The sequence below is a fragment of the Microbacterium sp. STRO-1N genome, from assembly GCF_057748015.1.
This window is the reverse complement of the sequence record NZ_CM173234.1, coordinates 3542385-3565371: the sequence shown is the minus strand read 5'-3', so window position 1 is coordinate 3565371 and position 22987 is coordinate 3542385. Positions and strand designations below refer to the sequence as shown.

Sequence of the window (22987 nt, the reverse complement as noted above, 5' to 3'; positions counted from 1 at the left end):
CGCCCTGCCGACGGCGCCGTGCTGACCGCGGCGCCGTCCTGTTCGCCGCGCCATCCGTTCCGGAGGAGAACACACGAACCGGAGGAGAGATATCGCGATTCCGGCCCTCCGGATCGTGCGTTCTCCTCCCATTCGGATGCCGTGAAACGATGGTCTCGTGGAGACGACGACCTTCGCCGCGACAGACGGCTTCCCGCACACTGCTCTCGTCGGTGTCACCGGCCCGGATGAGACCCTCGCCGTGCAGGGTGACCAGCGGGCCGTGCTGCCGCTGGCATCCGTGACGAAGCCGCTCACCGCCTGGGGCGTCTTCGTCGCGATCGAACGAGCGCTCATCGACCTGGACGAGGCTGCCGAACCGGGTGGGGCGACTGTGCTCGAACTCCTCGATCACACCAGCGGGCTGCCGATGGAGGGCACGGAACCGCGCCGACCGGCCGGCGAGCGCCGCATCTATTCGAACGCCGGCTTCGACGCGCTGGCCGCGCACGTCGCGGATGCCGTCGGCATGGACTTCGCGGACTGGATGCTGCGCGAGGTCGCGCTTCCGCTCGGAATGGCCGACACCGACGTCACAGGTCGCCCGTCTGCGGGCGCGCACGCGTCGATCCACGACCTCCTGATCTTCGGCCGCGAGGTGCTGCAGCCCACGCTGATCACCGCCGCGCTGCGCGACCTCGCGCTCACTGTCTCCCACCCTGGGCTGCGCGGCATCGTGCCCGGCTACGGGGCGTTCGCCGACAACCAGTGGGGGCTGGGGTTCGAGCTCAAGGGTGCGAAGAGCCCGCACTGGCTGAGCGACGCGTTCCCCCCGGAGACCGCCGGCCATTTCGGCGCGCAGGGCAGCTTCCTGTTCATCGACCGATCGCGCGACCTCGCTGCGGCCTTCCTCTCGGGCGTCCCGTTCGGTGACGACCACAAGCGGATCTGGCCGGCGCTCACCGACGAGATCGTGGAGCGATACGGTCGGGGCTGATGTCGTCGGGCGGCGATAGGGTGTGCGCATGATCGATGTGGACCCCTCCGGATCCGCAGCCCGCGTTCGACGACGCACCTGGATCGTCGGCGGCTCGCTGCTCGTGTCATCCGCCTTGATCGCGCTCACGTTGCGAGGCCTTTCCGGGGTGCACGTCGCGCCGATCTCCCTCCCCGACATGCTCTTCGCCGCCGGTGCGGTGATCTTCGCGATCGGATTCGGGCGTGCGGGCAGTGTCACGGCTCGACGCCCGCTCGGGACGTTCGCACTGGTGGGACTGGCGGTATGGATCCTGTTGTCGCCCTTGCTGCTGCGGCTCACTGTGCCCGTCTCGGCGGAGGACATCTCCGAGAGCTTCATCATGTTCTCAGGCATGATGAGCATCACGATCGAAGTGGTGTCCCTCGTTCTGGCGATCATCGCGGCCACGCAGATCGCGCGGATCCGCGCGGTGCCTCGTCCGTGGAACAGGGCTCCGCTGTGGGCTCTCGTCGCCGTCGCCGTGGTCCGGCTTCTGCGTTCCGCTTTCCTTTTCGGTGCCTACGCCCTCGGCCAGGCGTCGCTCGTCCTCCTGGATTCGCTCGGTGGGCTCATCGAAGCCGCGGCGGTCGGGTTTCTCGGGTTCGTCGCTATTGTCGTCGCTGTGCGCCCGGTGTCCGGTTCGACCACGGTGTTCAGCTCGACATGACGGCAGGCCGCCGGTTTCAACCGGTGACGGTCAACTGCACCTGATCCGTGCCGCCCGCCTCGACCCAGGCCTTCGAGCGCTCCAGGATGCCGCGGAGCACGTCGAGATCGACCTTGTCGAGATCCTTGATGTACAGGCATCCCTTGCCGACCGTGTGGGCGCCGAGCCGGGCGAGGGCTTCGGCGTGCGCGTCGACGCCGTCGAAGAGATAGATCGTGGATGCGGCCTTGCGTGGCGCGAAGCCGAGCACCCCTGAGTCGCCCTCCGTGCCGGTGGGGTAGCGGTAGTGGCAGGATCCGAAACCGATGATCGTGCCCCACAGCACCGGCTCCCGACCGGAGACCTCCTGCATCATCGCCGTCAGCGTCTCGGCATCCCGGCGTCGTCGCTCCGGCGTGACGGCGGCGATGAACGCGCCGACGCTGCCGCCGGTCGGCTGCATCACTTCTCCGCCTTCGCGGCGGCCTTCATCGCCTTCTTATGCTCGCGGACCTTCGCGAGCGACTCGGGCGAAACGATGTCGGCGACGCTGCGGTACGAGCCCTCTTCGCCGTAGGGAGCGGATGCTTCGCGCCACCCGTCACCCGTGAACCCGTACTGCTTGCCGAGGAGTGCGAGGAAGATCTTCGCCTTCTGCTCGCCGAATCCTGGCAGACCCTTCAGGCGCTTGAGCACCTCCGCGCCGGACGGGTCGCCCTCGGTCCACAGGGCGGATGCGTCGCCGCCCCAGTCGTTCACAAGCGTCTCGCACAGCGTCTGCACCCTGGCGGCCATAGACCCCGGGAAGCGGTGCACGCTCGGCGTCTGCTTGAACGCCTCGAGGAAGGCATCCGGATCCATGTGCGCGATCGCTGCGGCATCCGCAGCTCCCGTGCGCTGCTGGATCTTCAGCGGACCGGCGAACGCGGTCTCCATGGGAACCTGCTGGTCGAGCAGCATCCCGACCAGCAGAGCAAGCGGGTTCTCGGTCAGCAGTTCGTCGGCGGCGGTGTCTCCGGTGATGTGAAGGGCCATGCCTCCAGTGTCCCACCGCGGCGCGTCAGGCGGTCGCGGACTCTTCGGATGCCGGGGCGACCGGCGTGATGCCGTACAGCGTTCCCAGGGCGGCGACGAAGTCGTCTGCGCGTCCCTCAGCCGCCAGTTCGTGCGCGCGCACCGTCGGTGTGTGCAGCAGGACGCCGGCGAGGTGACGCAGCGACTGCTCGATGCGACCGTCCTCATCGCCGCGGGCCCTGGCCCGGTCGATCTCGGACTCCAGCAGCGAGAAGATATGCGACCGCATGGCGACGACAGCCGGAGTCACGCTCTGCTGACGCCCGACGACGTGGAAGGTGTCCGCTGCTTCTCGGACGACGCTGCGCGCGGCATCCGTCGCCTGTAGCTCCTCCAACGGCGCGTGCAGGCGGATGGTCTCGAGATCCAGCAGTGCGACGCCTTCGAGCTCGGCGATGGCCGGGTCGACGTTGCGCGGCATGCCGAGGTCGATCACGAGCTGCGAGTGCGGTCCGACGGGGCATCCGACGGCGACCGGTCCGGTGGGTGCCTGCAACTGGTCGGGGCCGAGGACGGGCTCCGTCGCGGTCGTGCACGTGATCAGCAGCGACGAGCGCGATGCGACGCGGGCGTAGTCCTCTTCCGCCACCGGCGTGATGTCGTGCTTCTTCGCGAACAGCTCGGCGCGTCCGGACGGCGAGTACACCGAGATGTTCTGCGCGCCGCGCTCGCGCAGGGTCGCCAGCGTGACGGCCGCGTACGCGCCGGTGCCGACGAGCAGCACCCGCTCGGCGGACCAGTCCGCGATGCGGCTGTCGGCCAGTTCGAGCGAAAGGCGGACGAGGGACCGGCCGGCGCGGCCGAGCGCGGTGACGTTCTTGACCTTGCGCTGGGCCTGACTGGCGCGCTGGAACAGGCGCTCGAGCTCGGGGGAGGTGGTGCCCTCCTTGCGCGCGGAGCTCAGCGCGCGGCGGACCTGGCCGGCGATCTCGCCTTCGCCGGGCACGACGGATTCCAGGCCGGATGCCACGGCGAACAGGTGCTCGGCGACGCGACGACCCGAGTGCACGGCGTAGGACCCGTCCAGGTCGGATGCCGGGATGCCGGAGGACTGCTCGATCGCTTCGAGGACCGCTTCGACGCCGACGGCGCCGGCGGCCGTGACCGGTTCGTCGATCTCCACGTACGCCTCGAACCGGTTGCACGTCGAAAGGACCACAGCCCCTTGAACGCACGGCGCGATGTTCAGAAGATTCGGCGCGACGTCATCTGGGGTGCGGCTCAGTCGTTCGAGCATGTCGAAAGAGGCGGTCTTGTGACTCGCCGTCACACACAGCAGCACAGAGTGATTCTACGCCGTGTCGAAAGGAGGTCGCTCTCAGGCGGAAACAAAGGTCCCGGATGGGAGGATGGAAGCATGCCTGCACCCACCGCCCCGCTGCTGCGCGCGCTTGCCGGAGACCGCCCAGAGACCGCCCCCGTCTGGTTCATGCGACAGGCCGGCCGCTCGCTCCCCGAGTACCGCGAACTGCGCGTCGGAACCCGGATGCTGGATGCCTGCCTCACCCCGGATCTGGCCGCCGAGATCACGCTGCAGCCGGTCAGGCGTCACGGCGTCGACGCCGCGGTGTTCTTCAGCGACATCGTCATCCCGCTGCGCCTCGCCGGTGTCGACGTCGTCATCGAACCCGGTCGTGGTCCGGTGTTCGCCGAGCCGGTGCGCACCGCCGCCGATGTCGACCGGATCACGGCCATCGACCCGCAGGACCTCGACACGTCGGCGATCGCCGAGGCCGTGCGCATCACGACCGCCGAGCTGGGCGACACCCCGTTGATCGGCTTCGCCGGCGCCCCGTTCACCGTGGCGGCCTACCTCATCGAGGGCGGACCGTCCAAGGAGCACCTGCGCGCCCGCGCGATGATGCACACCGATCCCGCCGCGTGGAACCGTCTCGCCGGTTGGCTGTCGCGGATCTCGCGCCGCTTCCTCGAGGCGCAGCGCGATGCCGGCGCCGCCACGGTGCAGTTGTTCGACTCCTGGGCCGGATCCCTCAGCCCCACCGACTACCGGACGTTCGTGGCGCCGCATTCGCGTGCCGCTGTCGACGGACTCGGCGTCCCGGTCATCCACTTCGGCGTCGGCACAGGGCCGTTCCTCGCCGACATGCGTCTCGACGGTGCGGCGGATGCCGTCGGAGTGGACTGGCGTCAGCAGCTCGACGAGGCCGCAGGCATCCTCGGCCCCGACGTCACCGTTCAGGGCAACATCGACCCTGCGCTGCTGTCCGCGCCGTGGCCTGTGCTGGAGGCGCACGTGCGCGATGTGCTGGAGCGCGGTCGCGCCGCCCGCGCGCACATCGTCAACCTCGGGCACGGCGTCCCGCCGGAGACCGATCCCGACCAGCTGACTCGGATCGTCGAGCTGGTCCACGGCGCATGACCGAGCACTCTGAACCCGAACTCGCCGAGCGTGCGGCCGAACGGCACGTCGTCGTCATCGGCGGCGGCGTCGCGGGTCTCGTCGCCGCGCGCGAGTGCGCCAAGGTCGGAATGCGCGTGACGCTGCTGGAGGCCGCAGACGAGCTCGGTGGTGCCGTGCGCCGCGCCGAGATCGATGGCGTCCGTCTGGATGCCGGGGCCGAGAGCTACGCGACCCGCGGCGGTCATGTCCGAAAGCTCGTGAAGGAGCTGGGCCTGTCCGAGAAGGTGCAGACGCCGGCGCCCGGCGGCGCATGGCTGGCCGGTGTCCCCGGTCAGGAGCCGTCACCGCTGCCCAAGGGCGGCATCCTCGGCATCCCGGCCAATCCGTTCGTCGACGACGTGCGTCAGATCATCGGATGGCGCGGCGCATGGCGCGCGTACGTCGACCGCCTGCGCCCGCCGCTGACGATCGGCCACGAACGCAGCCTCGGCCGCCTGGTCCGCTCGCGCATGGGCGAGCGCGTGCTGGAGCGTCTGGTCTCACCGGTCGTGTCCGGTGTCTACTCAGCGCACCCCGACGACGTGGACGTCGACGTCGCGGCCCCCGGACTCAACGCCGCTCTCACCCGCGTCGGGTCGCTCAGCGGAGCGGTCGACGCGCTGATCGGTCAGCAGCAGTCGGCGCGCAAGGACAAGGCGCCAGGGTCGGCGGTCGAGGGTCTCGCCGGCGGCATGAGCACGCTCGTCGACGCGCTGCAGGCCGACCTCGCCAAGCTCGGCGGCGTCGTGCGGACGGCCGCCGCGGTCGAATCGCTCGGACGGACGGGTGACGAGTGGACCGTCGTGGTCGCCTCAGGCGAGGATGCCGAGGATCCGGATGCCGCAGCATCCGACTCCGCATCCGAACCGGAGCACGTGACGGCGGACGCCGTGATCGTCGCCACCGCCGAGGGCATGGCGCGAGCGCTGCTCGACGGCCACGTCCAGGACCTCGGAGAGTTCGGCTCCTCGCCCGAGATCGAGATCGTCACACTGCTGCTGGACGCGCCCGCGCTGGACGCGGCCCCCCGCGGCACCGGTGTGCTGACGGTGCCGGGGAGCTTCACCGCCAAGGCGCTCACGCACGCCACCGCCAAGTGGGCCTGGCTCCGCGAGGCCGCAGGGAATCGCCACGTGGTTCGCGTCTCGTTCGGCTCGCAGGGAGAACCGGCGGCCACGGCATCCCTCGATGACGACGCCGCCGCGCACCTCGCGCTGGAGCAGGCGTCCGCAATGCTCGGCACCCCGCTGTCGTCGGCGCAGCTGGTCGGAGCGCACCGTGCGCGGTTCACGCAGTCGCAGCCGGCGTCGCTCATCGGCGCGGCCGAACGACGCGACGCGGCGCGCACTGCGGTGCAGGCGGTACCCGGGCTCGCGGTCGTCGGCGCCTGGTTGTCGGGAACCGGGCTCGCTCAGGTCGTCCCCGATGCGGTGACCGAGGCCGATCGCGTCCGACGGCACCTTCTCTGGGACTGATCGGGAGCCCGCTGTCAACCCCTCCGAAGATTAGATGCCGAAAACGGCATATGGGGTTACGCTGGAACCCCTGGCCCGCGGATCGAACGCGTGCGGCCCGACCGGAACAACGTGAGGAGACCCCATGAAGGGGAAGATCGGACTCGTCGTCGGACTCGGCGTCGGTTACGTTCTCGGCACACGCGCCGGGCGCGAACGCTATGAGCAGATCAAGACGCAGTGGCTGAAGGTGTGGAACCTCGACCCTGTCCAGGAGCAGGTGACCAAGGTCAAGGGCTTCGTCGGCGACAAGGCGGCTGCGATCCCGGGTGCGGTGTGGAACGGGGTCGTCAAGGTCACCAGGTCCGCCACCGGCCCCGGCACCCCCGGCCAGAAGCTGGACGCGACCATCGCTGCGGGCAAGGACGTCGTCGAAGAGGTCTCCGACGCGGCGGAGGATGCCGTGGACGAGGTCAAGGACAAGGCGACGGGGACCAAGTCGGCCACCACCAGGGCCGCGAAAACCGCCGCCAAGAAGCCCTCGCAGAACGGCAAGTGACATGGTGCGCGGATACCGCGACCGCGCGGACGACAGCCTGCTGACGCTGCTCGGCGACCTGCCGGACCTCATCAGCAACCTCGTCAAGGCCGAGATCGATGCCGCCAAGGTGTGGATCTCGCGCACCGCGAAGGATGCCGGGATCGGCAGCGTCTGGTTCCTCGTCGCGCTGTTCTTCCTGTTCTGGCTCGTGCCGATGATCCTCGTCTTCGCTGTCGCGGGGCTGTCGTCGTGGTGGCCGGTCTGGCTGTCCGCGCTGGCGGTCATCGGCATCCTGATCCTCGCCGTGCTGGTGTTCGCGCTGCTCGGCATCCTGAAGTTCCGCAAGGTCATGGCCAGGGAGAACCCCGGCCAGGCCGTCGCGAAGGACATCCGACTCGTGAAGGACGCCGGCGATGACGAATTCTGAGCAGTTCACGAACTCCGCGCAGCAGCTTCCCCGTACTGCGGTCCCGACGGGCCTCGCGGATCCGGTGCAGTCCGCGCGTGCCGAGCTGAAGGCCGCGCTCGCGGCCATCGAGGTCAAGGGCAACGTGCCGCGTCGCGTCGAGAGAGCCTCGAAGGAGGCGGCCGTCAAGGCGCGCGCCCTCGCCGACCGGAACCCGGTCGGCGCGATCGCCGCGGCTGTCGGGCTCGCCGCGGTCGCGGGCTCGCTGGTGTGGGTCATCGCCAGAGCTCTCTCGCGCTGAGCCTGTCGACGTGAGGCCCGGCCTCTCGGCATCCGTCACGCATTAGCCATGCCCCGGGGAAAGGGGCAGACTGGAAGCATGTCCGAGCTGAGCGAAGAATCCCCATCCGGCTTCACCCTCTGGGCGGTGTGGCGCCGCAACCCGAACGCTCCGGTCCTCGAGACCGACGCGACCGAGCTCGAGACCATCGTCGAGCACATCGAGGATTCCGGCGTCACGATCCGCGGGTTCTACGACGTCTCCGGACTCAAGGCCGACGCCGACCTGATGGTCTGGCTGCACGGGCCGACAGCCGAAGAGCTGCAGAAGGCGCTGCGTCGCCTGCGTCGCACCGAACTGCTGCGCACCCTGATCCCCGTCTGGAACGTCATGGGCGTCCACCGCGACGCCGAGTTCAACCGTGCGCACGTCCCCGGGTTCCTCCGCGGAGTCGAGCCGAAGGGCTGGCTGTGCCTGTACCCGTTCGTGCGCACGCCGGAGTGGTACCTCGCCCCCGAGGAAGAGCGCCGCAAGATGCTCGCCGACCACGGGCGGAAGGGCGCGGCCTTCACCGGCGTCATCGCCAACACGGTCGCCGCCTTCGCTCTCGGTGACTACGAGTGGCTGCTGCCGCTCGAAGCCGATGACGTCACAGAACTCGTCGACCTCATGCGCGATCTGCGCTACACGGATGCGCGTCGTTACGTGAAGGAGGAGGTCCCGTTCTACACGGGCCGGCGATTGCGCTTCGACGAGATCGCGGACGTGCTGCAGTAGGTCGGCGATGAGCACTCCGATCCGCCTCGGCACCCGTCGAAGCGCCCTCGCCAGGGCGCAGTCCGGCCACGTCGCCGCAGCACTCGAGAAGATCTCCGGCCGTCAGGTCGAACTCGTCCCGATCGTTTCCGAGGGCGACACGAATCGTGCCTCCTTGTCCGAGATCGGCGGCATGGGCATCTTCGCCACCCGCCTGCGCGAAGCGCTGCTCGCGGGCGAATGCGACTTCCTCGTGCATTCGCTGAAGGACCTGCCGACCGCCATCCCTGAGGGACTCGTGATCGCCGCGACCCCGCCGCGTGAAGATGCCCGCGACATCGTCATCACCCGCGGCGGAACGCCCCTGCACGCCCTGCGCGCCGGTGCTTCGGTCGGCACGGGCTCCCCCCGCCGCATCGCGCAGGTGCGTCGACGCGCACCGGAGGCCGAGATCGTCGACATCCGCGGGAACGTCGATTCGCGCCTGGCCAGGGTCGAGTCCGGTGAGCTGGATGCCGTGATCCTCGCCGCGGCCGGCCTGTCCAGGCTCGGCAGCGAGACACGTCTGCACCGCGAGGAGCTCGGCCTCGCCGAGTGGCCCACGGCTCCTGGGCAGGGAGCCCTGGCCGTGGAGACCCGGACGGATGCTCCGGCAGAACTGCATGCCGCCCTCGCAGCGCTGGACGATCACGACACGCATCTCGCGGTCGAGGTCGAGCGCGGCATCCTCGAGGGTCTGGATGCCGGATGTCAGGCTCCGATGGCCGCGCATGCCGTCGTGGTCGGCGATTCCGTGCGGATCCGAACGGTCGTCTACGCCGTCGACGGGAGTCGGCGGATCGGGCTCGACGTCACGGAGTCGCTGAACCAGGGGTATATTCGTCTGAACGGCAGTGGCAATGGTGCGGATGCTGCCGATGGTGCGGACCCGATGCACACAGCACGTGATATCGGGCTGTCTGTCGCCCGTCGGCTGCTCGAACAAGGGGCGGCCGACCTCGTTCCCCGAGAGCATTCCTGATGACCGAATCCGAATCGAAGCATGACAAGCCGTTGGCCGGCTGGCGCGTCCTCGTCCCGCGAGGAGGCCCGTGGGGCGACGGCGTCGCCGCCAGCCTCCGCTCGCAGGGCGCCGTGCCCGTCGTCGCACCGCTGATCAACTTCGGCCCGACGACCGATCAGGCCACGCTCGACGCGGCGCTCGAGCAGCTCGCCGCCGGCGAGTTCGACTGGCTCACCGTCACGAGCGCCACCACGGTCGATGTGCTGTTCGCGCACCGCGCCGTCGTCCCGAAGAAGACGAAGATCGCGGCGGTCGGCGAGACGACGGCGGCTGCACTGCAGGCCGCGGGTTACGAGGTGACTCTCGTCCCCGAGCAGGACAACTCGGCAGAGGGAATGGCCGCGCAGTTGATCGCCCTCGAATCGAAGCCGCGTCGCATCCTCGCGCTGCGCAGCGAGATCGCCAAGCCCGTGCTCTCGAAGTCGCTGGTCAAGGCCGGCCACCATGTGTCGAGCGTCGTCGCGTACCGCACGGTCGGGGTCCCGGTCACCGACCGCATCCGCCGCGATGTCGACAGCGGCCGCATCAACGCGATCCTCATCACGAGCGGTTCGGTGGCGCAGCAGGTCCGCGAGCAGTTCCCCGAGATCCCTGACGAGACCCTGCTCGCCGCGATCGGGCCCCGGACCGCGAAGGATGCCCGCAAGGCGGGGCTGTCCATCCAGGTGGTCGCCGACAAGCAGACCGTGGATGCCCTGATCGAGGCCGTGTCGCACTTCACGCTCCCGCACGCGGCAGACGAGTTCGCACCGTGAGCTTCCCCGACGTCCGCCCTCGCCGACTCCGGCAGTCGGCGGCCGTCCGCGACCTCGCGCGCGAGACGGACGTCCTGCCGCGGCAGCTCGTCCTGCCGATGTTCGTCCGCGAGGGCGTGAACGAGGCCGTTCCGATCGGCTCGATGCCCGGGGTCGTGCAGCACTCGCTGGATTCGCTGCGACGCGCAGCCGTCGAGGCCGCAGAGGCCGGCGTCGGCGGCGTGATGCTCTTCGGCGTTCCTGCCGTGCGCGATGCGATCGGCTCCGGTGCGGACGATCCGGACGGCATCCTGAACGTCGCGACCGCCGCACTCGCGACCGAGGTGGGCGACGCCCTCGTCGTGCAGACCGACCTGTGTCTGGACGAGTTCACCGATCACGGACACTGCGGCGTCCTCGCCACGGACGGATCGGTCGACAACGACGCCACTCTGGAGCGGTACACCGCGATGGCGCTCGCGCAGGCGCGCGCCGGCTCGCAGCTGCTGGGACTCAGCGGCATGATGGACGGCCAGGTCGCCGCGATCCGTCACGCCCTGGACGCCGATGGCTTCACGGACACGCTGCTCCTCGGATACGCGGCCAAGTACGCCAGCGCGTTCTACGGTCCCTTCCGCGAGGCGGTCGATTCGCAGCTGACCGGTGATCGACGCACGTACCAGCTCGACCCGGCGAACCGCCGCGAAGGCGTCCGCGAGGCACTGATCGACGAGGCCGAGGGTGCGGACATCGTCATGGTGAAGCCCGCGATGTCGTTCCTCGACGTACTGCGCGAAGTGCGCGACAGTGTGCATATTCCCGTCTGGGCATATCAGATCTCCGGCGAGTACGCGATGATCGAGGCCGCGTCGGCGAACGGCTGGATCGACCGCAGGGCGGCGATCCTGGAGTCGCTGCTCTCGATCCGCCGTGCCGGCGCCGACGCCGTGCTCACGTATTGGGCGACCGAGGCCGCGGGCTGGCTGTCCGGCGCGTCGCGCTGATCAGATCTGAAGGATTGACGCATGACCGACCGCAATGACGACCTGTTCGACGCCGCCCGTGAGGTGACGCCCGGCGGGGTGAACTCGCCCGTGCGCGCCTACGGGTCGGTCGGCGGGACGCCGCGCTTCCTCGCGTCCGCGCAGGGCGCCACGGTGACGGATGCCGCCGGTGACACGTACATCGACCTCGTGGCGTCCTGGGGGCCGGCGCTCCTCGGTCACGCGCATCCCGAAGTGGTCGCTGCGGTGCAGGATGCCGCGACCCGCGGCCTCTCCTTCGGCGCCCCCACCGAGGGCGAGGTCGAGCTCGCCCGCCTGATCGTCGACCGGGTCCGCGTCGGCGAGCACGCTCCGGTGGAGCGCGTGCGGCTGGTCTCCACCGGCACCGAGGCGACGATGACGGCGATCCGTCTCGCCCGCGGGGCCACAGGGCGCGACCTGCTGGTGAAGTTCGCCGGTCACTACCACGGCCACTCCGACGGTCTGCTGGCCGCAGCGGGATCCGGGGTGGCGACGCTCGCGCTGCCCGGGTCGGCAGGTGTGCCGGCGCCGATCGCGGCGCAGACCCTCGTCGTGCCCTACAACGACCGTGCCGCGATCGAGCAGGTCTTCGCCGAGCACGGCGACCGCATCGCCGCGATCATCGTGGAGGCGGCCGCGGCGAACATGGGCGTCGTCGCTCCGGAGCACGGCTTCAACGCCTTCCTCGCAGAGATCGCCCACGCGCATGGCGCGCTGCTCATCCTGGACGAGGTGCTGACCGGTTTCCGCGTCCACCCTGCCGGTTTCTGGGGCCTGCAGGCGTCGGCCGGCGACGTGTACCTGCCCGACATCATCACATTCGGCAAGGTCGTCGGCGGAGGGATGCCGCTGGCCGCGCTCGGCGGCCGCGCCGAGATCATGGATCTGCTCGCTCCGCTCGGACCGGTCTACCAGGCGGGCACGTTGTCGGGGAACCCGCTGTCGGTGGCCGCCGGGCTCGCGACGCTGCGGCTGGCGACTCCGGAGGTCTACGCACGGGTGGATGCCGCGGCATCCCGCCTCGCCGATGCCCTCGATGCCGCACTCACCGAGGCCGGCGTCGTGCACGCCGTGCCCAGAGCCGGGAGCCTGTTCGGCGTGGTCTTCGCCGAACGGGCACCGCGCGACTACGCCGAAGCGCAGACGCAGGAGTCTTTCCGGTACGCGCCGTTCTTCCACAGCATGCGCGAGCAGGGGGTGGCGCTGCCGCCGAGCGTGTTCGAGGCATGGTTCCTCACCGCGGCCCACGATGACGACGCTCTGGAGCGGGTCGAGCGCGCGCTTCCGGCCGCAGCCGCGGCCGCTGCGCTGGCGGCACGACCGTAACGCAGAAGGATTCCCACAACGGATCGTTGCCGTCCTGTGAGCAAGTCGCAGACATCTCGCAGGGGGACGCTGGCAGACTGAGAGTCATGGTGACGTTGCTGCTGGATCAGACGCAGCTCGAGGTCGTGCTCTCGCCCGTCGAGCGTGCCGCGACATTCCATCGGGAGAACATCCGTGTCGCGCGCGACACCATCGCCAAGGTCCAACTGACCGACGACGCGTGGACGTGGCTGCGCGGCGTCCCCGGCCCCGGCACGCACATTCCGAGCATCCTCGCCGCCGGAACCTGGAAGGGCGCCGGCACGACCGACTTCGTCCTCATCCGTCGTCGACGCCCGAGCGTCGTCATCGACCTCGAAGGCGACGAGCTCTATCAGCGGCTGATCTTCACGACCCGGCACGGCCTCGCGCTGACGCAGGCGCTTCGACTGGACGTGACGGAGGAGCTCGCGGACGTCGTCGAGATCGTCGCGACCGCGCCGACGCCCGTCGTGAAGGGCAAGGGCCGCCCGGTCATCCGACCGCGCCCGATCTGACACTCAGGAGCGCTGGTGCTCGCCGTGCTCGCGCTCGTCGTGCTCTCCGGGCGTCCCATCGCCCTCGGAGACATGCTCCTCGTGCGCGAACTCGGTGTACTCGGCGTCGGACTCTGAGGCGGGAGCATCGGCGTCGGCAGCATCGGAGTGCTCACTCTGCTCCGGCTCCACGGCATCCGGAGAGGGATCGACCGGTTCGGAAGACTGCTCGGATTCGGCCCGCTCCTCACCCGTCTCATCCAGCGGCCGTCCGGTGATGATCGCGGCCCAGGCGTCCGAGACCGCGGGGTTCGGCGACGTGTCGGTGCTGTCGTTCGACTGCGAAAGCCCCGCCGCCGCGGCCGCGAGACCGGAGACGCCGGGCAGTGGCCGATCGTCGGCCGCAGACACCGGCGCGAAGGAGTCGACCTCGTCGGCTGCGACGTCGTCCTCGTCGCCGTCGACGTTCAGGGCCGAGACGTTCTCGGCGACGGCATCCGCCGCGACAGCAGGAGCGGCTTCGGCTGCCCCGTCCTCGACGGCTGCCGCGTCCTCGTCGGCGTCCGTCGCTGGCTCGGGTGCCGTGGGCTCGTCGTCGGTTGCGTCAGCCGCCGTCGCGGGCTCGGCATCGTCCGACCCGGTCTCCGCATCTGCCGCTGCAGCCTCGGCGTCCGCCGCTGCAGAGTCGACGTCCGCTTCCGCTTCGAGGTTCTCGGCCGCGATGTCGGGGGCGACGTCAGCGGGCTCGGCATCCGCATCGGCCGAGACGACGGCAGGCGCGGAAACGATCGGAACCGACACCGTCGCATCGGCGACTTCGGGCTTGCGCAACTGCACGGGCCGGTCGTTGACGAGGTCGAGGAAGACGTCCTCGAGCGTCGGTCCGCGCTGCTGCAGCGTGGTCAGCGCGACCCCGGCCTGAGCGGCGACGGTGCCGATCGTCTTGGCGTCGCTGCCGCGAACGGTGAGGCCGGAGCGCAGCACCTCGAATTCGAAGCCGGCCGCTTTCAGTGCGCCGGTGAGGCCGCTGCGATCCACGGCATCCACGACGACGGGCCCGGATGTCGGGTCCGCCAGCAAAGCGAGCGAGCCGGCGAACTTCCGCTCCCCGTGCGCGATGACGAGGATCTCGTCCGCGACCTGCTCGACCTCGCTCAGCACGTGCGAGGACACCAGGACGGTGCGTCCCTCGTCGGCGAGTCCGCGGATGAGCATGCGCATCCAGCGGATCCCCTCGGGATCCAGACCGTTCGCCGGCTCGTCCAGGACGAGCGCTCCGGGGTCGCCGAGCAGGGCGGTCGCCGCGCTGAGCCGCTGACGCATGCCGAGCGACAGGGCTCCGATGCGGGTGCCGGCTTCGCCATCGAGACCGACGAACGAGACGACCTCCGAGACGCGCGACAGAGCGATGCCGTTCGCCTTCGCCGCGACGATGAGGTGCCGCTCGACCGTGCGCCGAGGGCGGAAGCCGGGATCCTCGTGCATGGCGCCGATGACGCGCGCCGGATGCTTCAGATCGGAGTACTGCGCACCACCGATGGTCGCGGTTCCCGAGGTGGGGCGGATTTGGCCGAGCAGCATCCGCAGCGTGGTGGTCTTGCCGGCGCCGTTCGGACCGAGGAACCCGGTGACGACGCCTGGTTCGACCCGTCCCGAGAAATCGGAAACGGCGGTGACGTCGCTGAAGCGCTTCGTCACACGGTCGAACTCGAGCACCTGTCCGTCGGGCATCGGGACCTCTCTTTGTTGGGCAGTCCTCTCTATCTTGTCGGAAATCCCTGAAAATCGTGCATTATCAGGGCGGAAACCGCCAGCGGGTAACGTGTCATCCGTGACCGATCAGCCCGCAGCATCCCGAGTCCTCGTCCGTACCGAGGGTGCGCTCGGCCGACTCACCCTCAATCGCCCTGAGGCCATCAACGCCCTCGACCTCGGCATGATCCAGGACATCACCCGAGCGCTCGAAGCGTGGAAGACGGACACGGACGTCCAGATCGTCCTGCTCGACGGCGAAGGCCGCGGACTCTGCGCCGGCGGAGACGTACGAGCGCTCTACGATCAGATCCGGAACGGGGAGCCGGATCGCACGGCGGAGTTCTTCCGGGCCGAGTACGAGATGAACGCGCTGATCGCGGAATACCCGAAGCCGCTGGTCGCCTTCGCCGACGGCATCACGATGGGCGGCGGCATCGGCCTGGCCGGGCACGCGGCGATCCGCATCGTCACCGAGCGCTCCAAGCTCGCGATGCCGGAGACCCGGATCGGCTTCACCCCCGACGTCGGCGGCACCTACCTGCTGGGTCGTGCGCCGGGCCGGCTGGGCGAATACCTCGCCCTCACGGGGCGCACGCTGAACGGATCGGATGCCGTCTACACCGGGCTTGCGGACCACTACGTGCCCTCCGAGAACCTGGATGCGCTGCGCGAGGCGCTCGCCTATCGGGCCGACCCCACCGGGCCAGCCGAACTCGTCCTGCTCTTCGACGAGACGCCGGAGCCGTCCTCGTTGCGTGCGGAGCGCGCCTGGATCGACGAGGTCTTCTCGGCCGACTCCGTCGGCGAGATCCTGCGTCGGCTGTCCGAGCGGCCGGAGCCCGCGGCATCCGAGACGGCGGCTGTGCTCGCGGAGCTCGCCCCGACCGGACTCGCCGTGACGCTCGAGGCGGTGCGCGAAGCGCGCGAGGGCGACCTCCGCACTGCGCTGACGGGGGAGTACCGCCGGGTGCTCTGGTTCGTGCACCACCACCCGGATCTCGTCGAGGGCATCCGTGCGCAATTGGTCGACAAGGACCGTATGCCGCGCTGGCAGCCGGCGACGATCGCCGAGCTCGCTCCGGATGCCGGGGCCGGCGCCCGGGAGTATGTGCCGAGCGTGCCGCTGTTCGCCTGAGATAGCTGGACACGGTGCAGATATCTGCTCCGACCGGCCGAATTCGTTCGCCCTGAGCGGATAACGCACGGATCCTCTGGGCAATGTCCGTGGGGCGTGGCACGCTATCTGGTGGCCCATTCGGGTCCGCCGCTCAGAAGGAATATCCATGCTCGGAAAACTCCTGTTCCGCTATCTCTCCAAATACTGGCCGTTGCTCGTGGGCGTCCTGGTGTTCCAGTTCGCCAGCGCGCTGGCCACGCTGTACCTGCCCCGGCTGAACGCCGACATCATCGACAAGGGTGTCGCGCAGGCCGACACCGGCTACATCTGGAGCACCGGAGCATTCATGCTCATGGTCTCGCTCGGTCAGATCACGGCCTCGATCATCGCCACCTATTTCGCGGCCCGCGCAGCCATGAGCATCGGTCGTGACATCCGCGCCGACGTGTTCTCGCGCGTGAGCGGCTTCTCCGAACGCGAGGTGTCGCAGTTCGGCGCCGGCTCGCTCATCACCCGCAACACCAACGACGTCCAGCAGGTCCAGATGCTGGCGATGATGGGCGCGACCATGTTCGTCATGGCGCCCATGCTCGCGATCGGCGGCATCATCATGGCCGTTCAGCAGGATGTCGGCTTGAGCTGGCTGATCGCGGTGTCCGTCCCGGTGCTGCTCATCCTCGCCGGACTCATCATCGGCCGGATGGTGCCGCTGTTCCGGCGCAACCAGCGCAAGCTCGACAACGTGAACCGCATCATGCGCGAGCAGCTCACCGGCGTCCGCGTCGTGCGCGCCTTCGTCCGCGAGGACATCGAGGAAGAGCGATTCCGTGGCGCGAACACGGACATCATGATCCTCGGCCGCAAGATCGGCTCGCTGTTCGTGCTCCTGTTCCCGCTGTTCATGCTGATCCTGAACGTCACGGTCGTGGCCGTCATCTGGTTCGGCGGAATCGAGATCAACGAGGGCAACGTCGAGGTCGGCACGCTGTTCGCGTTCATGCAGTACATCGGACAGATCATGGGCGGTGTCATCATGGCCAGCTTCATGGCGATCATGATTCCGCGCGCGGCCGTCTCGGCCGAGCGCGTCGGCGAAGTGCTGGATGTGGCCTCGACGCTGGAGCGCCCCGAGAACGGCGTCACCGAGTTCCCGGAGCCGGGAGCCATCTCGTTCGAGGGGGTGGAGTTCACGTACCCGGGCGCGGAGTCGCCGGTGCTCACGAACATCGACTTCCGCGCGGAGCCGGGTGAGACCGTGGCCATCGTCGGTTCGACCGGCGCTGGCAAGACAACGCTCATCTCGCTGATCCCGCGTCTGTTCGACGTCACCGGCGGCGCCGTGCGCGTCGGCGGCACCGATGTCCGCGAAGCCGATGTCGAAGAACTGTGGGACAGCATCGGGCTCGTCCCGCAGCGGCCCTTCCTGTTCACCGGCACCGTCGCGTCCAACCTCCGCTACGGCCGAGAAGAGGCCACCGACGACGATCTCTGGAAGGCTCTCGAGATCGCTCAGGGGCGCGATTTCGTCGAGGAGATGCCCGACGGGTTGAACTCGCGCATCGCGCAGGGCGGTACGAACGTCTCCGGCGGTCAGCGTCAGCGCCTCGCGATCGCACGCGCGATCGTTCATCAGCCGAAGATCCTCGTGTTCGACGACTCGTTCTCGGCGCTGGATCTCACGACCGATGCCCGCCTCAGACAAGCGCTGTGGCGAGAGCTGCCGGAGGTGACGAAGATCGTGGTCGCTCAGCGAGTGTCGACCATCACGGACGCCGACCGCATCGTCGTCCTCGAAGGGGGCACGATGGTCGGCGTCGGGACGCACGAGGAGCTCCTCGCGTCGAACGACACCTACCGTGAGATCGTCGAGTCGCAGCTGGGGGTGGACGCATGAGCACTCCGGAACAGCTGACAGCCGACGAGCAGTACGAGGCCGAGCTCGCGGAGCAGGCGCGTCAGAACTCCGGCGACTGGGACGCGGTCGCACCGGGCAAGGCCGACAACTTCGGCAAGAGCTTCGGTCGCATGATCGGGTTGCTGAAGCCGTCCGCCCTGTGGTTCGTCTTCGTGTCGATCCTCGGCGCGATCGGCGTCGTCCTCACGGTCGCGGCGCCGAAGGTGCTCGGCGAGGCGACCAACATCATCTACGAGGGCTTCATCTCGAAGAGTCTCGGCGACTCGGGAGTTCCGGCCGGAACGTCCCAGGAGCAGATCGTCGAGATGCTCCGCGCCCAGGGGCAGGACGACTTCGCGAACATGGTCGCGGCGTTCAGCGACTTCCAGGTCGGTGCCGGCATCGACTTCGACCGCCTGCGCTGGATCATCATCGCGGTGCTGGCGATCTACGTCGGCGCGGCTCTGCTGACCTGGATCCAGGGCTACGTGATCAACGTCATCATGGTGCGCACGATGTGGCGCCTGCGTGAGGACGTCGAGGCGAAGATCAACCGTCTGCCGCTGTCGTACTTCGACAAGGTGCAGCGCGGCGAGCTGATCTCGCGCGTCACGAACGACATCGACAACATCACCCAGACCATGCAGCAGTCGCTCTCGGGCGCGCTGACGTCGATCCTCACCGTGATCGGCGTGCTCTGGATGATGTTCACGATCTCGTGGCAGCTCGCGCTCGTCGCACTCGTGGCGCTGCCGCTCATGGGAGTCATCTTCGGCGTCATCGGCCCGCACTCGCAGAAGGCGTTCGGCACCCAGTGGCGCAAGGTCGGCCGACTGAACGCCCGCGTGGAAGAGGCCTTCTCGGGTCACGCGCTGGTCAAGGTCTTCGGCCGTGAGCAGGACGCACTGGACAAGTTCCAGGTCGAGAACGAGGAGCTCTTCCAGGCGAGCTTCAAGGCGCAGTTCCTGTCGGGCATCATCATGCCCGCCATGACCTTCGTCGGAAGCCTCACGTATGTCGGCATCGCGGTGCTCGGAGGTCTCATGGTCGCCAGCGGCCAGCTCCGTCTCGGTGACGTCCAGGCGTTCATCCAGTACTCGCAGCAGTTCACCCAGCCGCTCAGCGAGCTGGGCGGCATGGCGGCGGTCGTGCAGTCCGGTACCGCCTCGGCGGAGCGTGTGTTCGACTTCCTGGATGCCGATGAGCAGGAGGCGGACGACGAGAACGCCCCCGAGCTCGAGGACGGCAAGGGCGTCATCGAGTTCGAGAACGTCTCGTTCTCGTACACACCGGAGCGTCCGCTGATCAAGGACCTGTCCTTCCGGGTGGAGCCCGGTCAGACGGTCGCGATCGTCGGCCCGACCGGTGCCGGCAAGACGACACTGGTCAACCTGATCATGCGCTTCTACGAGCTCAGCGGCGGGCGCATCCTGCTCGACGGTCAGGACATCGCCGATCTCACGCGTTCGGACCTCCGCTCGCGGACCGGAATGGTGCTGCAGGACCCGTGGCTGTTCGCCGGTTCGATCCTGGAGAACATCCGGTACGGCCGCGCGACGGCATCCGACGACGAGGTGCTCGCGGCCGCGAAGGCGACGTACGTCGACCGGTTCGTGCATGCGCTGCCGGACGGCTACGAGACGGTCCTCGACGAGGATGCGTCGAACGTGTCGGCGGGTGAGCGACAGCTCATCACGATCGCCCGCGCGTTCGTGGCGCAGCCTTCGATCCTCATCCTCGATGAGGCGACGAGCGCTGTGGACACCCGCACCGAGCTGCTGCTGCAGCACGCCATGGCGGCGCTGCGACAGGGCAGGACGTCCTTCGTCATCGCGCACCGTCTGTCGACGATCCGCGACGCCGACCTCATCCTCGTGATGGAGCACGGCGACATCGTCGAGAAGGGCACGCACGACGAGCTCATCGCCGCGCAGGGTGCGTACTGGCGGCTGTACCAGTCGCAGTTCGAGCAGGCGGCGACCGACATCGATGCCGAAGAGGCGCTCACCGCGTCGACCCCCGTGGTCGTCACCGGTGACGCGGACGAGGGCGAGGATGCCGGGGTCGCTGTCGCGGCCGGCGAGCCGGAGTCCGACGACAAGGCCTGACCCCGCGCATACGAAGGGCCGTCACCCGACCGGGTGGCGGCCCTTCGTCGTTTTCGGGAAACGGGGAGGGGTCGCGTACTGCCGCCTCCCGCGCGCTCATGCGACCATCTGTGACCCCTCGCGGGGCCGCGGGCTGCAGGGGCCCGGGCAGGGGTCGCGTTTGGTCGCCTCGTGCGCGTCGAGGCGGCGTGATGCGCCACCTCAGCAACCGGTGGTGATCACGGTGCGTGGGCAGGGGCTCGAGGAGGGGGCGCCTATTGCCGCCTCCCGCGCGCTCACGCGACCAAATGCGCCACCTCGGTGACGCACGCTGGTGTCAGTCGGTGACGCCGAGCAGCTCGAAGGGATGCGTCAGCCGCCACCAGGCGCTGGGCCCTTCGAGCTCTTCGGCGAGCACGACGGGAATCTCCACCGCGTTCACCGGACCCGTGACGCTCATCGAGCCGACGGCCGCGCCGGATTTTCGTGTTTCACCCAGATCGAACGTCACCTCGGCGGTGGGCACGGTCGTGTTCCAGAGCACGACGTTTGCGTCGGCATCCGTGACGATCTCGGCGCTCGCGCCCCACGGCGTGCTGATCTCACCGACGACCGTGTCCGCCGTGACGGCAGGACCCTGGGCCTGCAACTGCGCCTCGACCTGCTCGTACAGCGCGCGGCTGGCTGCGAGCCGTTCCTCGTCGCTCTCCTGACCGAGCACGGACGCATAGATGCGGACATCCGTGTCGCCGACCGTGACGTCCTTGGCGCTGAGCAGGTTGTAGTCGTCGTCCAGCGAGCCGGTCTTGATCCCGACGATCCCCGGATCGCCGAGCAGGCCGTTGGAATTGGTGACGAGGCCGGCACCGGGCAGCTCCACCGAAGCGGTGCCGACGATCTCGGCGAAGACCGGGTTCGCCATGGCGATGGAGGCCAGGGCGGTCAGCGATGCCGGTGAGGCGACGTTGCGGTCGTTGCGTCCGGCCGGCGTCACGATCGTGATGTCGTTCAGCCCGCGTGCCGCGAGCCACTGCTCTGCGGCGGCGGCGAACTCGCGGTCGGAGCCCCAGATCTCGTCCGACAGGCGATCGATGTAGTTGTTCGCGGACCCGAGGAGGATGCCCTGAAGCATCTGGTACTCGGTGAGCGTTCCGTCGACCGGGACATCCAGCGCGGACTGGTCGTCGCTGCGGTACGACCAGTACTCGACGGTGTCGCCGTAGTCGAACGCGTACTCCGGACCCTGCTCGCCGGGCTGCAGCGGCCTCGCGTCGAGCACGAGCATCGCGGACACGACCTTGGTCACGCTGGCGATCGGAGCTGTCTCCGTCGTGGACGCCGCCGAGCTGATGCCCTCAACGCTGACGCCGGCGCTCCCGACAGCCGGCCATGTCATGGCGGCCGCCGTCGCGCCGGCCGGCGTCACGGCGACGGCCTCGATCGTGGGCGGCAGTTCGTGGAGAGGCCACAGCAGAGTGGTCGCGGTGTAGGCGACGCCGAGGGCGACGAGCGTGCCGAGCGGCACAAGGATGCCGGGTTGCAGGAATCCGCGACGCGGAGCGCCCACCAGCAGATCGGGCTCGTCACCGTTCGCGGCCGGCGCCTCGAGAGGTGCCGCCTGCGTCGCTGCTTCGACGTCGATCGGATCCACCCAGAGCAGGGCCGTCGCCGGAGAGTTCTCGTCGGCCCACGCGGCCGTCTGCTGCGCAACCCCGGTCTGGTCCGCGAGCAGCGTGGCGAGCTCGGCATCCGCGTCGGGCTTCTCGACCGCCTCGGCATCCGCATCAGCGGCTCCGGGATCGGCATCCGCGTCGGCATCCGCATCAGCCGTCCCGGGATCGGCATCCGCATCGCGTCCTGTCGATGCGACCGGCACGGCCGGTGCGGCATCGGCGGCAGACGGTTCGGCGACGGTGGCCTCGGGCGTCACGGCCACCGGCGTGGTCGGCGTATCCGAATCGTCCGGATCCGCGTTCGTCGCGTCGACCGTTCCGACGCCATCCGCATCCGTGGCCACCGGGATCGCCCCCGTGCGTCGACGCAGCTCACGGCGCGTCAGGGCGCCGCTGTCGTCGGTCTGCTCATCGAGGGTCACTTGAATACGGTACCGAATCCGCATGTGACAACGCCGCATTGGCCGAGGAGTATGATCGTCCACACAACCCACGGGAGTCCGGCGAGCCGGGCTGAGAGGAAGCGATCCGCGCTTCGACCGTCGAACCTGATCCGGATCATGCCGGCGCAGGGAGGAGATCAGATGAGTACGTCCGCATCCGCTTCCGCAGAAGCAACCGACGCAGCAACGGCTTCCGCCGTCGCGCACCCCTACCGCTGGCGCGTCGTCGACATCGTCGTCGCCGCCGTTCTCGGCGTCGCGATCGGCCTGCTGTTCTGGGGCTGGAACATCATCGGCGGGGCCTGGTTCGGGGCTGCCGATGCGCTGACCCCCGGCCTGGGCGGCATCGCCGTCGGCATCTGGCTGATCGGTGGAGTGATCGGCGGCCTCGTGATCCGCAAGCCGGGCGCCGCCTTCGTCGTCGAGGTCGTCGCCGCCATCGTCTCGATGCTCATCGGCAACGTGTGGGGCGTCGGCACTGTGCTGTCCGGCATCGCCCAGGGGCTGGGAGCCGAGCTCGTCTTCGCGCTGTTCTTCTACCGCCGCTTCGGAATCGCGGTCGCGATGCTGGCGGGCGTCGGCGCCGCGGTCGGTGCGTGGGTGTGGGAGTTCTTCGGCGGCAGCTCGCCGAACATCCTCAAGTCGCTCGAATTCAACGCGATCTACCTGACGACTCTCGTGATCTCGGGGGCGATCCTCGCCGGTGTGGTCGGATGGCTGCTCGTCCGAGCGCTCGCCGTCACGGGGGCGCTGAATCGCTTCGCGGCGGGGCGAGAACTCGTCCGCGAGGTCTGAGCTGA

22 protein-coding genes and 1 riboswitch are annotated in these 22987 nt (G+C 69.1%); of the genes, 17 read left to right on the top strand and 5 right to left on the bottom strand.

Features of this window, described 5'->3' with window-relative positions; all coding sequences use genetic code 11:
• Positions 1–157 precede the first annotated feature (157 nt).
• Together AC3ANJ_RS17235 and AC3ANJ_RS17230 are read left to right on the top strand one after the other, a co-directional pair.
• Positions 158–976: a serine hydrolase domain-containing protein gene (locus AC3ANJ_RS17235; RefSeq protein ID WP_488317368.1), complete on the top strand. Its 819-nt coding sequence runs from the start codon at positions 158–160 to the stop codon at positions 974–976.
• Between the two features lie 28 nt (positions 977–1004).
• A complete protein-coding gene (locus AC3ANJ_RS17230; RefSeq protein ID WP_488317367.1) occupies positions 1005–1664 on the top strand; it encodes a hypothetical protein in 660 nt (219 codons plus the stop codon).
• A gap of 16 nt (positions 1665–1680) precedes the next feature.
• Here the strand turns inward: AC3ANJ_RS17230 and AC3ANJ_RS17225 are convergent, their stop codons facing one another.
• Genes AC3ANJ_RS17225 through AC3ANJ_RS17215 form a run of 3 tightly spaced genes read right to left on the bottom strand, consistent with a single transcriptional unit; the run spans position 1681 to position 3999 of the window.
• Entirely contained in the window at positions 1681–2106 is a 426-nt protein-coding gene (locus tag AC3ANJ_RS17225) for a DUF1801 domain-containing protein (protein WP_488319305.1), read from the bottom strand.
• Complete coding sequence (locus AC3ANJ_RS17220; RefSeq protein ID WP_488317366.1) at positions 2106–2678, bottom strand: HhH-GPD-type base excision DNA repair protein; 573 nt, start codon at positions 2676–2678, stop codon at positions 2106–2108. Before AC3ANJ_RS17220 ends, AC3ANJ_RS17225 begins: the two co-directional genes overlap by 1 nt.
• A 25-nt stretch (positions 2679–2703) precedes the next feature.
• Positions 2704–3999 (bottom strand): glutamyl-tRNA reductase, encoded by a 1296-nt coding sequence (locus AC3ANJ_RS17215; protein WP_488317365.1) that lies wholly within the window; start codon positions 3997–3999, stop codon positions 2704–2706.
• 75 nt (positions 4000–4074) lie between these two features.
• Here AC3ANJ_RS17215 and hemE point away from each other — a divergent pair, with 75 nt between their 5' ends.
• The 11 genes from hemE to AC3ANJ_RS17160 all read left to right on the top strand — a co-directional run bounded on the left by hemE (position 4075) and on the right by AC3ANJ_RS17160 (position 13239).
• Entirely contained in the window at positions 4075–5097 is a 1023-nt protein-coding gene (gene hemE, locus AC3ANJ_RS17210; protein WP_488317364.1) for a uroporphyrinogen decarboxylase, read from the top strand.
• On the top strand, positions 5094–6593 hold the full coding sequence (gene hemG, locus AC3ANJ_RS17205) for a protoporphyrinogen oxidase (RefSeq protein ID WP_488317363.1): 1500 nt from the start codon (positions 5094–5096) through the stop codon (positions 6591–6593). The genes hemE and hemG overlap by 4 nt, the downstream gene beginning before the upstream one ends.
• A gap of 124 nt (positions 6594–6717) precedes the next feature.
• A complete protein-coding gene (locus AC3ANJ_RS17200; protein ID WP_488317362.1) occupies positions 6718–7131 on the top strand; it encodes a hypothetical protein in 414 nt (137 codons plus the stop codon).
• 1 nt (position 7132) lies between these two features.
• Positions 7133–7540, top strand: coding sequence for a phage holin family protein (locus AC3ANJ_RS17195; RefSeq protein ID WP_488317361.1), 408 nt, complete (start codon positions 7133–7135; stop codon positions 7538–7540).
• The gene (locus AC3ANJ_RS17190) at positions 7527–7820 is read left to right on the top strand and encodes a hypothetical protein (RefSeq protein ID WP_488317360.1); all 294 of its coding nucleotides are present in this window, start codon (positions 7527–7529) and stop codon (positions 7818–7820) included. The genes AC3ANJ_RS17195 and AC3ANJ_RS17190 overlap by 14 nt, the downstream gene beginning before the upstream one ends.
• 78 nt (positions 7821–7898) lie before the next feature.
• Positions 7899–8576: a hydrogen peroxide-dependent heme synthase gene (gene hemQ / locus AC3ANJ_RS17185; protein ID WP_488317359.1), complete on the top strand. Its 678-nt coding sequence runs from the start codon at positions 7899–7901 to the stop codon at positions 8574–8576.
• A 7-nt stretch (positions 8577–8583) separates the two neighbouring features.
• Positions 8584–9576, top strand: coding sequence for a hydroxymethylbilane synthase (gene hemC, locus AC3ANJ_RS17180; protein WP_488317358.1), 993 nt, complete (start codon positions 8584–8586; stop codon positions 9574–9576).
• Complete coding sequence (locus AC3ANJ_RS17175) at positions 9576–10373, top strand: uroporphyrinogen-III synthase (protein WP_488317357.1); 798 nt, start codon at positions 9576–9578, stop codon at positions 10371–10373. Before hemC ends, AC3ANJ_RS17175 begins: the two co-directional genes overlap by 1 nt.
• Positions 10370–11356 carry a porphobilinogen synthase gene (gene hemB / locus AC3ANJ_RS17170; protein ID WP_488317356.1) on the top strand — a complete coding sequence of 329 codons (987 nt, stop codon included), beginning with the start codon at positions 10370–10372 and terminating at the stop codon, positions 11354–11356. The genes AC3ANJ_RS17175 and hemB overlap by 4 nt, the downstream gene beginning before the upstream one ends.
• Positions 11357–11377: 21 nt before the next feature.
• Complete coding sequence (gene hemL, locus AC3ANJ_RS17165; RefSeq protein ID WP_488317355.1) at positions 11378–12703, top strand: glutamate-1-semialdehyde 2,1-aminomutase; 1326 nt, start codon at positions 11378–11380, stop codon at positions 12701–12703.
• 86 nt (positions 12704–12789) lie between these two features.
• A complete protein-coding gene (locus AC3ANJ_RS17160; RefSeq protein ID WP_488317354.1) occupies positions 12790–13239 on the top strand; it encodes a hypothetical protein in 450 nt (149 codons plus the stop codon).
• 3 nt (positions 13240–13242) lie between these two features.
• On the opposite strand, the gene AC3ANJ_RS17155 is transcribed toward AC3ANJ_RS17160, so the two are convergent.
• On the bottom strand, positions 13243–14949 hold the full coding sequence (locus tag AC3ANJ_RS17155) for an ABC transporter ATP-binding protein (RefSeq protein ID WP_488317353.1): 1707 nt from the start codon (positions 14947–14949) through the stop codon (positions 13243–13245).
• Positions 14950–15049: 100 nt separating this feature from the next.
• On the opposite strand from AC3ANJ_RS17155, the gene AC3ANJ_RS17150 reads away from it, so the two are divergent.
• From AC3ANJ_RS17150 to AC3ANJ_RS17140, 3 genes are all read left to right on the top strand, one after another.
• Positions 15050–16108: an enoyl-CoA hydratase/isomerase family protein gene (locus AC3ANJ_RS17150; protein ID WP_488317352.1), complete on the top strand. Its 1059-nt coding sequence runs from the start codon at positions 15050–15052 to the stop codon at positions 16106–16108.
• 148 nt (positions 16109–16256) lie between these two features.
• The gene (locus AC3ANJ_RS17145) at positions 16257–17984 is read left to right on the top strand and encodes an ABC transporter ATP-binding protein (protein WP_488317351.1); all 1728 of its coding nucleotides are present in this window, start codon (positions 16257–16259) and stop codon (positions 17982–17984) included.
• On the top strand, positions 17981–20092 hold the full coding sequence (locus AC3ANJ_RS17140) for an ABC transporter ATP-binding protein (RefSeq protein ID WP_488317350.1): 2112 nt from the start codon (positions 17981–17983) through the stop codon (positions 20090–20092). The genes AC3ANJ_RS17145 and AC3ANJ_RS17140 overlap by 4 nt, the downstream gene beginning before the upstream one ends.
• Positions 20093–20408: 316 nt before the next feature.
• Here the strand turns inward: AC3ANJ_RS17140 and AC3ANJ_RS17135 are convergent, their stop codons facing one another.
• Positions 20409–22166, bottom strand: coding sequence for a D-alanyl-D-alanine carboxypeptidase family protein (locus AC3ANJ_RS17135; protein WP_488317349.1), 1758 nt, complete (start codon positions 22164–22166; stop codon positions 20409–20411).
• 60 nt (positions 22167–22226) lie between these two features.
• Positions 22227–22336: riboswitch (TPP riboswitch) on the top strand.
• Here AC3ANJ_RS17135 and AC3ANJ_RS17130 point away from each other — a divergent pair.
• Complete coding sequence (locus AC3ANJ_RS17130) at positions 22329–22982, top strand: ECF transporter S component (RefSeq protein WP_488317348.1); 654 nt, start codon at positions 22329–22331, stop codon at positions 22980–22982. It overlaps the preceding riboswitch by 8 nt.
• Positions 22983–22987 lie beyond the last annotated feature (5 nt).